This is a genomic window from Chitinophaga sp. 9-1-y, from assembly GCF_059511905.2.
This window is the reverse complement of record NZ_CM197955.1, coordinates 2,647,479-2,661,403: the sequence shown is the minus strand read 5'-3', so window position 1 is coordinate 2,661,403 and position 13,925 is coordinate 2,647,479. Positions and strand designations below refer to the sequence as shown.

The 13,925-nt window shown below is 47.6% G+C and carries 9 protein-coding genes; all 9 read right to left on the bottom strand.

From position 1 onward, the window contains the following. Nucleotides 1-208: 208 nt before the first annotated feature. Nucleotides 209-1,390: a FecR domain-containing protein gene (locus AC5ZC7_RS10540; RefSeq protein WP_496159342.1), complete on the bottom strand. Its 1,182-nt coding sequence runs from the start codon at nt 1,388-1,390 to the stop codon at nt 209-211. 86 nt (nt 1,391-1,476) lie between these two features. Further along, entirely contained in the window at nt 1,477-2,094 is a 618-nt protein-coding gene (locus tag AC5ZC7_RS10535) for an RNA polymerase sigma-70 factor (RefSeq protein WP_496159343.1), read from the bottom strand. A 245-nt stretch (nt 2,095-2,339) separates the two neighbouring features. Beyond that, nucleotides 2,340-4,598: a GH92 family glycosyl hydrolase gene (locus AC5ZC7_RS10530; protein WP_496159344.1), complete on the bottom strand. Its 2,259-nt coding sequence runs from the start codon at nt 4,596-4,598 to the stop codon at nt 2,340-2,342. Between the two features lie 140 nt (nt 4,599-4,738). After that, entirely contained in the window at nt 4,739-6,268 is a 1,530-nt protein-coding gene (locus AC5ZC7_RS10525) for a RagB/SusD family nutrient uptake outer membrane protein (RefSeq protein ID WP_496159345.1), read from the bottom strand. Between the two features lie 47 nt (nt 6,269-6,315). Continuing rightward, nucleotides 6,316-9,306, bottom strand: a complete 2,991-nt coding sequence (locus AC5ZC7_RS10520; RefSeq protein ID WP_496159346.1) for a SusC/RagA family TonB-linked outer membrane protein — start codon at nt 9,304-9,306, stop codon at nt 6,316-6,318. Nucleotides 9,307-9,444: 138 nt separating this feature from the next. Further along, nucleotides 9,445-11,238 (bottom strand): carbamoyltransferase family protein, encoded by a 1,794-nt coding sequence (locus tag AC5ZC7_RS10515; RefSeq protein WP_511911598.1) that lies wholly within the window; start codon nt 11,236-11,238, stop codon nt 9,445-9,447. Between the two features lie 62 nt (nt 11,239-11,300). Next, on the bottom strand, nt 11,301-11,450 hold the full coding sequence (locus tag AC5ZC7_RS10510) for a DUF5989 family protein (RefSeq protein ID WP_496159348.1): 150 nt from the start codon (nt 11,448-11,450) through the stop codon (nt 11,301-11,303). Between the two features lie 20 nt (nt 11,451-11,470). After that, on the bottom strand, nt 11,471-11,851 hold the full coding sequence (locus tag AC5ZC7_RS10505) for a hypothetical protein (protein WP_496159349.1): 381 nt from the start codon (nt 11,849-11,851) through the stop codon (nt 11,471-11,473). 3 nt (nt 11,852-11,854) lie between these two features. Next, complete coding sequence (locus AC5ZC7_RS10500) at nt 11,855-13,912, bottom strand: hypothetical protein (protein WP_496159350.1); 2,058 nt, start codon at nt 13,910-13,912, stop codon at nt 11,855-11,857. Nucleotides 13,913-13,925: the final 13 nt, after the last annotated feature.

The window sequence follows — 13,925 nt, the reverse complement described above, 5'->3', positions numbered from 1 at the left end:
GTGTTCGTTGCTGTATGACATAACAGCCTTTCAAAAAAGTGGAATTACAAAGAACATTTTGCATACTTTTGTCAGTGTTTGGATGTAAACAATTAGCAGTCCCGAAATGATTGTATAACTGTATCGATCCAACAATCCGCCGGGAAGTGCCGCAAACACTGCCCGGTTTTTTGTTGCATCAATTTCTTGATGGAAAAAGATCCTGGTTTTATTTTTTTACGATGATTTTTCTTTCATTGATCACAAAATGAACGCCCCCGCTGAGTTCCATGAATTGCAATAATTTGGATAGCGGCACATTCCTTGACATTTCCATACTATAGGTATCTGTAATTTTATCTGCAAAAGTTACCTCTACATCATACCAGCGGCTGATCTGGCGCATGATTGCCTGCAACTCCATATTATTATAGGAAAACCTGCCTTCTTTCCAGGCCATCAGGGCTTCTATATCGGCATGGGGTATTACCCTGATATCTTCTTTTACCCGGGCCTGTTGACCAGGATTGATCACCACATTTTTTCCCTGGTGTGATACCATTACTTTTCCTTCCAGCAACGTGGTATTAATGGTGGCTTCGTCCGTATAGGCGTTTACGTTAAAATGAGTTCCCAGTACTTTTACTTCCAGGCCCTGCACTTTTACTTTGAAAGGCTGGCTTACCTGTTGTGCTACTTCAAAATAGGCTTCTCCTGTTACCTCCACCACCCGTTCCTTTCCGGTAAACGCGGTAGGAAAATGCAGTGAAGACGCGGCATTCAGCCATACTTTGGTGCCATCCGGCAATACAATCTGGTACTGGCCTCCCCGCGGCGTAGACACGGTATTATAAGTGACTTCTCCGGAGACGCCATTCAACAACTGGTAAGCCAATTGTCCGTTTTTTAGCTTCGTTACAGCCGCAGCGCCCTGTTGACTGAGGGTACCGCTGGCGGCACTATCCAATTCAATACGACGGCCATCTCCGAGTGTCAGCATCGCTTTATTGGTGCCTGGTAGTACTTCTGCTTTTGCCAACCGCGCCGGATGCGTATTTTTTGTGCCTGCATGCTGCTTCACCAGGTACGCGCCCGACCCGGCCATTACCAGCACCATGGCCGCCGCCGCCACTTTCCATCTGGCACTACGCCTTTTCTGAGGCTGCAACAATGGCTCCTCTCCGGCAGCAACGTTCGCTTTCCGGAGGATATCCCGGAAGACATCATCTTGCTGATCCTTACGGGTGCTACTGGCAAATTCCCCGCTCCTCAATGCTTCTTCAATGACCGATAGCAGCGCTTCATCCGTATCCCGCTTACGCAGCTGATCTATTAATCCCCGCAGCGCCTCCGCTGAAAGACGATTATGCAGATATTGCTGCAGCAGTTCTTTTAAATGTTGACTATCCATTTTAAAACAAAAAGGTGAACGTTATTATAAAGACACCCGAAAAAAGGAGAGGTATGAGTGGAAATGAAAAAAAAGTTAATTTTTTTTCAGCAGGTGAAAAATGTAGCGGGTACAAAAACACAAAGGAGTAATATTTCCAGGAAGCAGTAGTGACGGAGATAGTCGCGAATAACATGTAATGCCTTATTCATATGGCTTTTCACGGTATGCCGGGAGATATGAAGGGTGCTGGCAATTTCTTCCTGGCTCAGTCCATGATGGCGACTGAGCGAATAAATAGTACGTTGTTGTTGGGAAAGATGTTCTACTGCCAGTGCCACCTGCTTCTCCAGTTCATTGCACAGCAGATGCTTATCTGGTGTATCTGTAGCGGGCATGGTATCCGCCGCCTCGGCCAACAGGTGATCCGTAAATGTCGTTGTCTTTATTTTTCGGCGGAAGGCATTAAAGATGTGGTTACGGGCCACCATAAACAGGTACCCTTCAAAATTTTCTACAGCTGCCAGCTTTTCTCTTTTCAGCCACAACTTAACAAAAACATCCTGCGCCATCTCATCCGCCATGGTAGAAGATTTGGTCAGGGCCATCGCTACGCCGTATACGGTATCCCAGTATTGGTCAAAGAGCACCCGGAAGGCCGCTTCATCGCCTTCTGCCACTTTCTTAAAAAGGGACGTTTCATTGTATAGCCTTACAGGTGACAATAAATCTGAAATATTTTCTGGTGGAATCAGTTAGGTACCTAATCAATAATTTTGGTTGTGCTATCCTATGGGGTTAAATGTAAATCTAAATGGAAGGCGGGTATTTGCAGAAATTATCCTTTTCTCATCAGATATTAACAGGTAGCTTTTAGCCATTAGCTTTTAGCTTTTAGTAAATGCAGCGAAGATTAACATAACATGTTCTTCGCTGCATTTACTAAAAGCTAAAAGCTAATGGCTAAAAGCTATCTCACTGCCCCCCATTGTTTGTTGGGTTTGGGTCCCATGAATAACTCCAGGGTACCCCCATCTACCAGTTGCTGATGGGTAAAAGCGGGTTTGTTTAAAGGTTGGCCGTTCAACTTTGCCTGCTGAATATATTTATTGACCACAGAGCTGTGATGCGCCTTGATCGTAAACTGTTTTTTATTGGGTAATGCAATACGTACCTCTTCAAATACAGGGCTACCAATGCTATACTCCGGAATACCGGGTGTAACCGGGTAGAAGCCCATGGAAGAAAATACGACGAAAGCCGACATCCCTCCCCCATCTTCATCACCGGGAATACCGAAAATATTATCCCTGAACCAGGCATCCAGCAGGAAGCGAATGCGTTGCTGCGTTTTCCAGGGCGAGCCGGTGTAGTTGTATAAATACGGAATATGGAAACTCGGCTCATTACCCATAGAATATTGCCCTACGAGACCTGTGGCATCCGGGAACTTACTCCAGAAAGCATACCGCGACATATCCAGCGACTCGCGAAACAGCTGATCCAGCCGGTCTTCAAACGCCTGCCTGCCCCCCATGAGCTGCATCAAACCAGGAATATCCTGTTGTACCTGCCAGAGGTAAGTCCAGCCATTATTCTCATCATAATAATCACGGCCACCCATGCCACCATCAAACTTAACATTAATGTCAATCCAGTTGCCCTTATCATCTTTCGGCATAAAGAAACGCTTCTCCGGGTTCCATACGTTCTTATAATTCTGCGCTCTCGGTGCAAACAAACGCTGATCGTCTTTCTTATTCAGATCCCCTGCCAGTTCCGCTACGGCCCAGTCGTCATAAGCGCCACCCAGTGTTACGGCTACCGCCTGGCGCTTTTCAAATGGATGCACTGCCTCCACAGTTTCCTTCTCCCCTATATGCAAAGCAGGAAAATATCCTTTGTTATGATAAAAGTCGTCCAACGTTGTTTTAGGACCATTCTTCCAGGGCAACATAGTGGCGTCTGTAGCATTCTTACGCATACCTTCATAGGCTTTTTCGATATCGAATTTTTTCAACCCCTTCCTCCAGGCATCCAGCAGGACAACCGAAGAATGGAAGCCATTCATACAGGCATGGTCGCCGAACAACACGGGAAATGTAGGCATCCAGCCGCTTTGCTCGTACATATGTACGAACGACTGTAACATATCTTCTTCCTGCGCAGGATGCAGGATCATTCTCAGTGGATGCAGCGCCAGGTATGTATCCCAGGTCCAGTCATCTACATAAAAAGGACGCTTGTCCTGGTGAACCTGTTGATCGAACCCACTGTAATACTGACCATCTTCCGTAATATCTACTGCCCGCTCGTAGGAACGGTATAATGCCGTATAGAAAGAGCGTTGTTGTGCTGGTGTACCACCTTTCACCTGTATCTGCGACATCACGTCGGTCCAGGCTTTCTTACCACTGGAGGCTACCGCATCAAACGACTGACGGCTCACCTCTTCTTCATAGTTCTTCTTGGCTTGTGCAGGACTGATATAACTGATGGCATATTTAAACGTCACCTCTTTTGTAGTCGCAGGGAAACTGATATAGGCTTTAATACCTTTGCCAGCAATGCTTTTATTGTTCGTTAACTGTCCTTGTTCCACTACGCCAGGCGTACCTGCCTCGCTGAAAACCCCATACAGATATACTTTTACATAGTTGTTATAAGTTTCCATACCGGTGAGCACATTGCCCGGCAGGAAGTTGTACGCGGCATCTCCATCATTGTAAACATCAAATAACAATGATTTACTTTTTCCCTGTGGGAAACGGAAACGATAGTAGCCTGCTTTTTTACCGGCGGTGAATTCCACGTTTACTTCCTCCTCCAGTAACCAGGTAGTGTAATACCAGGGCTTGTTGATTTCCAGGTTATGATCATAAGCCATCCGTCTTTCCCAGGCAGCGGCAGCAGGCGTACCTATGGCCGGCTTCAGGGAAAACACCTGCCCTAACCGGTGCGACACAATAGTGAGCGGGAAATTATCAATCTGATCATCCATATAATCCTTTCGTTGGGGCGTAAAACGTATCAGCTGGTTGGGCAACTGTACGGTAGGCCGGGTAGGTTCCAGTAACTGGCCTACGTTACCAATGGTTGGGTCAATCAGGTCAACAGGCTGTTTGGCGCCGGGAATGGTATCCGGGACTGCTGCTGCAGCGTTGCCGGACAAGTATACGAATGGTGTCAGCAACAAAAGGCTGTACAGTGTCCACGTTGTTTTTTTCATTCACTATAGTTTACGATGACAAATTACAAATTACGATTTACGAATGATGGATTTGTGGGTAGATGGTAAACGCGATGATCAACTTCGCTTTTGTCTACCCACAAATCCATCATTCGTAAATCGTAATTCGTAATTCTTTTTTAATAGCTTGGATTCTGTGTCCATCCCGGGCTCAAATTGAGATCACGGAAAGGAATCGGCGCCAGGTACTTAGGACCCGGATTCTTTACTGATTCCGGGTTTAGCGGACGGATTTTAAATTCGTTCGGATCACGTCTGGCGATAACTGCCGGCAGCAACTGCAAACGAACAATATCAAACCAACGCTGTCCAAATTCACCGGCAAATTCATACTTACGTTCCAGTACAACGGAATCGCGGAAGGCGGTGGCGGTTAAACCTCTCGTGATATTGTTCAAACCAGCGCGGCGTCTTACCCGGTTTAATGCATCGTAGGCATCATCCGGTACTGCGTTGGCAGCCATGGTAGCAGCTTCTGCATAGGTAAGCAGCGTTTCCGCAAAACGTACGATGTCGGTAGTTTTGTTGGTGCTGGCATTGAAGCTGATTACTTTGGTGGGCGTTTCCACGATGCCATCGCCTGCACCATAACGGAATTTGTTGTAGTAAGGATGCCTGGTAGCGGTTCTCGGATCATCCCAGCTTACCACACCAAACTTGTTGCTTTTAATTTCCGTGTGGAATGTTTCATCGGTACGTTTACAAACCGGTGCATCTTTAAAGTAATTGATTTCCGGGAAGAAGTCGTCCCATCCGCCTTCATCATCCGGGATACAGGTAGCGCCAAAGGAACGGTTAGGCAACTGGCCGCCTACGTTGTATTCCAGGCCAAATACGGATTCTATGTTGTTGTTGGTTTTGAATACATCGAGATAGTCGGGCACAAGATCGAATTGCTTAGCATCTATTACCGCTTTAGCTTCTGTTGCCGCCAGTGGGTAGTTGGATACCTGGTTGAGCGGCCAGCCGGCCATTGTCAGGTATACGTTCGCCAGCACCGCTCTGGCAGCGAGTGCACCGGGACGACCTACATCTACTCCTGCGGGCGATTTATCGGGCAACATCGTGGAGGCCTTTTTCAGGTCGCTCACAATCTGTGCATATACTTTATCCGCTGCCTGCCGTTCCGGGATGGTGGTGATTACCGCGGGACCGGTTACAATTGGCAACGCGCCAAATGTTCTTACGAGGTAGAAATAACACAACCCTCTGAGGAAATAAGCTTGTCCGCCGGCATAGGTGCGTTTTTGAATAGCATCCGGGGTAGCGGCAGCTACTTTCTCATAATTGCTGATCACATTATTTACCTGGTAAATAGTATTCCACGGACCTTCCCATCCGGCTCTCAAACTGCTGTTGGTACTGGTACCCTGCAACTGGTCGAATTCCCGCGAATCTGCCTTATTGGATTCAGGATGTGTGGTGAGGTCATCGGACCCGAAGTAGGCCGTCATTTTGCTGGTAAATCCCCAGGCGCCATCTATGGCGAGTGCCCGGTAAGCAGAAGTAACGGCGCCATCCAGTTCACTCTGTGTGTTGAAATAGTTGCCGGGCGTTAAAGTGGCTTTGGGATCTTCCGTTAGCTTAACACAGGAAGAAGTGCCTATCATCGCTGTGATCACCAGCGGTAGAAAATATTTTTTGTTCATAATAATATTTTTTAGAAAACCAGCGGCTTTTGCTGCTGCTATTTCAATTATAAACCAAGTCTTACGCCTACTGTATATGATTTAGGATTAGGAATGGTACCTGTTTCTAATCCCTGTGTGATAGCGTTGGTAGCATTGGTTACCTCCGGATCGTAGCCAGGGAAATTGGTGATGGTCCAGATGTTCTGACCGCTGATATATACATCCAGGCTACGGGCATGAATACGGCGCAACAAGGCAGGTGGAATGCTGTAGGTGAGAGAAATATTTTTCAGCTTGATATAGCTGGCGTCATATACATAACGGCTGCTTTTGATTTCATTCTGGTTGCCATACAACGGAACATCTGTTTCCTTTTCAGGTGTCCACATATCCAGTATCCGGGCGTTGGTGGCGTCACGTGCATCTCCCAGTCCGCCCATGGTGTAGGCCTGGCTGAAAGAAAACATCTGGTTACCGTGTGTACCCTGGAACATTAGGTTCAGGCTCCAGTTTTTGTAAGAGAAATCATTGATGAAACCGAAATAATATTTCGGCATCCCATTACCAATGGTGGTCAGGTCGCCACCGGATAATTTATGATCTCCATCCAGGTCGGCATAGCGGGTATCGCCCGGTTTTTTGCCATATAAAGCGGCTTCCGCTTTTTCTGCACTCTTCCAGGTACCAAGATATTTGTAACCGTAGAATGTACCCAGTGGTTGTCCTACTTTAATGATGGATACGCCTTGTTGTGCGGAGCCAATATTACTTACGATGATATTGTCTTGTCCACCCAGATCCAGTACTTCATTTTTATTGAAGGAGATATTAAAATTACTCGTCCATTTGAAATTTCTGCTCACCACAGGAGTACCGCCCACACTGAATTCCAGGCCGGTATTTTTTACGCTGCCGATGTTACGCTGGAAGCTGCCACCACCATAGTAGAAAGGATTATCGGTGTTATACAACAGGTCAGCTACTTTCTTATTATACGCATCAGCGGTGAACGTTAAACGGCCACGCCAGAATTCCATATCAACACCCACATCATAAGTACTATTCTTTTCCCATCTCAGCGTAGTGGATACTGGTGTGCCCAGTGGCGTATTTACACTGGGTGTGCTGCCATCAAAATAGTAAGGAGGTGCGGTACCAATTTGTGCAATGGTAGAATAAGCCGGCACGGCCTGGTTGCCGGTTTGGCCATAGCTGGCACGCACTTTCAGGCCGGTCACCACATTGGAATTCGCCATGAATCCTTCTTTGTCTACTGCCCATCCCAATGCTACGGATGGGAAGGTAGAATACTTCTGTACCAGGTGGGAAGACCCATCTGTACGTACGGCTACTGTTAAGAGGTACTTATCCCTGAACGCATAGTTCACCCTGCCCATGTAGGAAATCAGGGCATCCGCCCAATAGCCGCTGGTGGTAGATTGTGTTTTACCTAAACCCAGGTTCCAGTAACCAAGGCTATAAGTGGAGAGTTTGTTGGCCTGTGCAATGGTGTTGGTATTGGTTTTAGATGCCTGTTCAAACAGGGCAGTCACTGTAAGGGAGTGATCCCCGAACCTGTTATTGTAGGTCAGGAAGTTGGAATTCTGCCAGCTTCTGTAACGATTGATATCCATTTTGGCATAGTCGTTACCGTTATATCCCTCATTGGTTCCCGGTGGGAAAATAGATTGTGTTTGCTGGTGTTGCAGCTCGTAGCTGTTGTTGGATGTAAAGGTGAGGTGATCAATAATGCGATAGGTGAAAACGCCGGTAGCGGTGATGTTGGATGTTTTACCATCTACTGAGCGACTCAAAATATTCTGCACCGGATTTTTTGCGAGGGAGGCAAAATTGGATTGAATAATATAGTTACCTGTTGCGTCTCTCACGGCGCTGGTAGGATCCCACATGCTGGACTCGGCAAACGGATCGGTGATATCACCGGAGAAATCAGTGTTGTGGGAAGTGGGTAACAGGCCGGTGATATTCACTTTCAGGTCCATCCGGTTGTTGAGCTTCACATCTACATTTGCTCTCAGGGTGTTTCTTTTATACCCGGAGTTAATCAGCAAGCCTGGTTGATCGAGGTAGTTATAGGAGAGGTAATATTTTACATTTTCTCCCCCACCGGATACACCTACCTGGTAATTTTGTGCCAGTGGCTTTTGTGTTAGTTCATCCTGCCAGTCGGTGCCACCGGGATTTTGCCGGAGTGCGTCCAGTTGGTCCTGGGTAAAGGGTTGGCCGGTACCTACGATGTTTCCTTTCTTATTCACCTGTGTGGCAAACTCATAGGCATTCAGCAGGCGGAGTTTCTTTGGCAGGGAGTTTTTGCTCAGCCATGCGCTAACGTCTACCCTTGGCTTACCGGATTTACCGGATTTGGTAGTGACCATTACCACGCCGTTAGAACCCCTGGAACCATAGATGGCGGTAGCAGAAGCATCTTTCAAAATCTCCAGGCTTTCAATGTCGCCGGGAGCGATAGATTCCAGGTTACCGCCAATGTAACCATCAATTACATACAGCGGATCATTGCTGCCAGTGATAGAGCTGGCGCCGCGGATTCGTACGCTGATGCCCTTGCCTGGCTGACCGCTGTTACTTTGTACGGTTACACCGGAGGTAGTACCTTGCAAGGCCTGTTCTACTCTTACCAACGGACGCTTGGCAATTTCCACGGCTTTTACAGAACTGGTAGCGCCGGTAACGTCACTTTTCTTTTGGGTACCATAACCTACCACTACCACATCATTTAATGATCTTGCATCTGATTTTAAATGAATGGAGAGCGGAGTACCCGTTGCCGCCACTTCTTGCGTGAGGTAGCCGATATAGGAAATGATCAATACCGGGGAGGCGGCAGCGCCGGTAGCAATCTGGAATTCGCCCAGGGCATTGGTAGGGCTTGAAATGGTGGTACCTTTTAATCGGACCGTAGCGCCGGGTAGTGGTTGGCCGGATTCATCCAGTACTTTACCCTTCGTCGGCTGTTGCTGGCCATAAGCCTGCAGCAGACCTGATGCGAGGAGCATCAGCAATAGCAATTTTTTCATAACGCGAACAAATTTCGATTGATAAAATATAATACCCTGCAAGTAAGCATCGCCGGCCTAACAACAGCGCTAATAATGAGCTAACAAAAGATTAATGCAGTAATTTTTTTTAAATTCTTTTGGAGATAAATAACGTGATCAGTCCTTTTCGTATGCCGGGAACAAGTGGGCGGGCAAAGCGTTTTGCTGACTGCGTTCAAATACATAATTCCCGATTACCAGGTAATCCATTTCTGTACGCATAAAAGCCAGCCAGGCATCTGCAGGAGAGTGTACAATGGGCTCTCCTCTTACATTAAAAGAAGTATTGATGAGCATCGGGCAACCCGTGAGTTTTTTAAAACTATTAATAAGTTGCCAGAACTTAGGATGCGTGGTGCGATGCACGGTTTGTATACGGGCGGAATAGTCTATGTGCGTAACAGCCGGCACTACAGAACGTATTTCGTATAGCCGTTCATATAAGGTATCTGCTGCGGCGGTACTTTCACAACGCAGCGATTTTTTAAGCGGCGTTACAAATAACATATAAGGTGAAGCGGTGCCTGTTTCAAAATAAGCGGCGGCATCTTCTGCCAGCACAGCCGGCGCAAACGGGCGAAAGCCTTCGCGGAATTTAATTTTGAGATTGATGACACGTTGCATGTCGGCATTACGCGGATCTGCCAGGATACTGCGATTCCCCAATGCCCGCGGGCCAAATTCCATCCGGTCCTGGAACCAGCCTACCACTTTCCCTTCCGCTAATTTTGCACTAATTAGGTTGGTGAGCTCCCGGAAATCAGGCCAGTACGTTCCCTTTGCATCATACCTGCCCATCATGTGCTGAATGTCCTTGTCGCCATAGGCAGGACCCAAAAAAGCTCCCTGCATTCCATCATCTCCCGGAAAAAAGATACGTGGTTGTTCCATACCAATATGATACGCGGCAGCGGCGGCGCCAATAGCACCGCCTGCATCACCCGCGGCCGGCTGTATCCAGATGTCTTTAAAAATACCCGCTGTCCTGATTTTATTATTAGCCACCCCATTCAGCGCCACGCCGCCGGCCATTACGAGATAGTCGCTGCCTGTGATCGATTTGGCCGTATGGGTCAATGCCAATACAATTTCTTCCGTTACCTGTTGAATCGCCAACGCCAGGTTCATGTGCACGGGCAGGATACCTGATTCCGGCTCCCGGCGCGGAATGCCGAACAATGCCTCCCATTTGGCGGTATGGACCATTTTCATCCCCGTGGCAAATTCGAAATAGTCCATGTTCAACAGGATAGATCCATCTTTTCGTATATCCACTAACGTGGTACGGATTTTTTCCCGGAACAAAGCCGTTTCCGGGGCATCCGGCTGCCCATAAGGCGATAATCCCATTAACTTATACTCGCCACTGTTTACTTTAAAGCCAAGGAAATAGGTAAACGCAGCATATAACAGTCCCGGTGAATGCGGAAAGCGCAACTCCCTCAACAGCCGGATCTCTCTTCCACTCCCATAGGCAATGGTGGTAGTGGCCCACTCTCCTACACCATCTATGGTAAGGATAGCGGCAGTATCATAAGGCGAAGGATAAAACGCACTGGCGGCATGCGACAAATGATGCTCCGGGAAAAACAAAGGGATGTTGGTAGTAGCCCCCAGTTGCCGGAATGCTTTACGCAACTGCTGTTTCATAAATACCTTTTCCTTCATCCACACCGGCATGGCCGCCAGAAAGCTCCGCCAGCCACGGGGTACAAAGGCATGATACGTTTCCAGTAAACGCTCAAACTTCAACAGCGGCTTATCATAAAAGGCAATAGCCGTGAGTTCATCCATCCTAATACCTGCTTCCGACAGCACATACTGAATGGCCTGCACCGGGAAAGCGGCTGTTTGTTTAACACGGGTAAAACGCTCTTCCTGCGCGGCCGCCACAATATGTCCGTCGATCAACAGCGCGGCCGCACTATCATGATAATACGCCGATATACCGAGTACAATGGTTCTCAAAGCCCTTAAAATATGGCGTAAATAAATGGCGCCAATGCCGATACACTGGTTAATGCCACCAGCGATGCCAGCAACACCAATATCACGATCAAAGGCAGCAACCATAATTTTTTACGCGTTCTTAAAAAGTAAAACAGTTCCTGCAGAAATTCCATCCCGTGCGAATTATATGGTTCTAAAATGTATGTTGTAAGTCGGCCCTGGTATATACATGATTACGTACTACCATTACCGTAGTATCGTTTTTTTTAAACTGTCGCAGTTGTAAACCGTCCCGGCCACGGAGCCTGCGCCACAGTCCTACCGGCACTACTACTGCCACAAAAACAAGGGTAAGCAGTATGCAGACATTGATTTTCCCCAGCAGCTTCGCCGCTCCAAACCAGGTCCGGGCCAGCGGATACCACACCAGTGGCCACAACAGGGTGATCCCCAATACCGGCAATGCCAATTGCACGTATAAAAATTTCCGGGTATACAGTGTGGCTGCAATAGCCGCTAAAGCAGCCACCTGGCCAAATTCAATACATTGTTGCCGGTTGACGCTATGTTGCATGTGTTATACTTTTTTCAACTGACTTTGTAATGTGAGCGCCGCTTTATTTCCCGGCGCTGCGTGTAATACCTTCTCTACATACAAAGCCGCACCTGCCTTATTACCCATCCTGAAATATTTATCTGCTATGGCTAACAGTACTTCTATATTACCCGGATTGCCAGCGGCTGCCTGCTGTAATTGCATTACCTGCGTCAGCAATGCTTTCACCGGCTCCAGGTTCAGGTGCTGCTCATTATTTTCTATGGCGTAGTTGAGGTAAGGCAAGGCTGCTTGTGTTTGATCTAACTGGAGGTGCAACACAAACAGCATCCTGGCTATTTTAAAAGACGGTGATATGGCAAATGCCCGCTTAAAATAAAAGATCGCTGCGGCGGAATTGTTTTCTTTGCCCATGTAGTTCGCCGCTTCCTCATACCAGGTAACATCAGTGGGATGCTCCTGGACAAACGCGGCGGCAATAGTGCCGGCCTTCCCCAGATCACCCTGTTGATTATAGCGATGATACAGCTGTTCCATGGCAGCGGTCCAGGTAATGTGCCTGAAAGCAATATCGTAAGCCAGCTGCTCCTCAGGAGTGGTAATCAGCATGGTATCATTTGTTACGATAGTGCTGGTAAAAGGCTTGCTTCTTTTTAACCGGGCTATTTTATAGGCGCCGGACAGGGAATCTACTACCGTTACCGGCATGGTTTGCTGCAGGGTAGCAAACGACATGTCATGGTTGGGATCCACCCTGACCAGGCCCGTTTGTTTCATCGCATTGTAAAACGCATCCGACAGCAAGGCATACCCTTTCAGGTTAGGATGTACATGTTCCAGGATCAGGTCATTGCCAATAATATGTCCTTTGCTATTGGCTTCAAATACAGCGTTAGCGTCTACCAGGTGCGTATTCTTATACCGGCTGCATAATTCCAGAATAGCCAGGTTAAGCCGGGAAGGCGCCCGGAAACGAAGTGCATCCAGGTCTCTGGCCTTATCGAAATATTGTTTGGCATGTATGGTATCCTGCTGTTGCCACAACAGGGTGCCGAGGTAGTAATTGCAGCCTGCGTGGGCCGGGTAAATGCTGTCGGCCGCCAGGAACGCACGTTGTGCAGCTATCGAATCACCGCCGGCCAGCAGTGCTTCGCCTTGCTGGTAGCGGAACATAAAGCCGGGAAACTTTGTACTATCGGGTGTAATGCTGGTAAACGGAAAGAGATCTTTTTCTGCGGAAACCACGTTACTGACAAAAACAGGGACCTGTGCCTCGCTCAGCAAGCGCAGCACGTGATCCATATTGGTTTTAAACTGGGTAATGCCTTTTTCATAGGTGGCAGATCCAAATGGAATTTCCTGGTCCTTTACCATCAGTTCCATCCGGGTTTTGCCTTCACTCTCCGGGGCCGCTGTTTTCCCGGGCGACAACCGTTGCAGGGTGTTAGCCATCCATTGGGTAATCCGGAGATCACGCAATTGCAGGATCAGGTGAATGAGGAAAGGGTTGCCGGCAATTTTGTCGGTGCTCCCGGTACCGAGGCAGCCGTAATATTCATTATGCCCTGTATAAATCAACACTGCATCCGGCTGATAGGGCAATAATTCTTTCGCAAAACCTTCTGTCGTATATGAATTAACGCCCGTTAGTGACAAATTAATGATCTCAAGCCGTTTATCCGGGCAACTATGCATTAACCGGTATTGAAGCCACCGGTGAAAAGAGCCGTTATGGAAATAGGGATAACCGATGGTGGTGGATTCTCCCAACACGAAGATCCGGAGGGTATTGGTATCCTTTACTTTTTTAAATAGTTCCCGGTTGCCGGTAGTGGCAATGTCGGGGTTGGAAAAATACCTGCGGGAAGCATCGGGATTGAAGATGTAGTAGTCGTTGTTACCCGGTGCGGTGATAAACAACCGCAGATCATGACCGTAGTGAAATAGTCGCAGGCTCAATTCGAGTCCGCCCAATAGTATAAAAGGAAAAAGAATGCTGATGATTTTCATCATCAGCATCTTTCTTTTTTGTAATAAAGCGGCCTGAGTGCCATAATCGTGGAATGTTGTTCTATTCATTAGGTGCAATTTA

Coding starts and splice junctions, on each gene's coding strand:
- AC5ZC7_RS10520 (WP_496159346.1), bottom strand. CDS start 9,306: ATGAAAAAATTGCTATTGCTGATGCTCCTCGCATCAGGTCTGCTGCAG.
- AC5ZC7_RS10540 (WP_496159342.1), bottom strand. CDS start 1,390: ATGGATAGTCAACATTTAAAAGAACTGCTGCAGCAATATCTGCATAAT.
- AC5ZC7_RS10500 (WP_496159350.1), bottom strand. CDS start 13,912: ATGAATAGAACAACATTCCACGATTATGGCACTCAGGCCGCTTTATTA.
- AC5ZC7_RS10525 (WP_496159345.1), bottom strand. CDS start 6,268: ATGAACAAAAAATATTTTCTACCGCTGGTGATCACAGCGATGATAGGC.
- AC5ZC7_RS10505 (WP_496159349.1), bottom strand. CDS start 11,851: ATGCAACATAGCGTCAACCGGCAACAATGTATTGAATTTGGCCAGGTG.
- AC5ZC7_RS10510 (WP_496159348.1), bottom strand. CDS start 11,450: ATGGAATTTCTGCAGGAACTGTTTTACTTTTTAAGAACGCGTAAAAAA.
- AC5ZC7_RS10530 (WP_496159344.1), bottom strand. CDS start 4,598: ATGAAAAAAACAACGTGGACACTGTACAGCCTTTTGTTGCTGACACCA.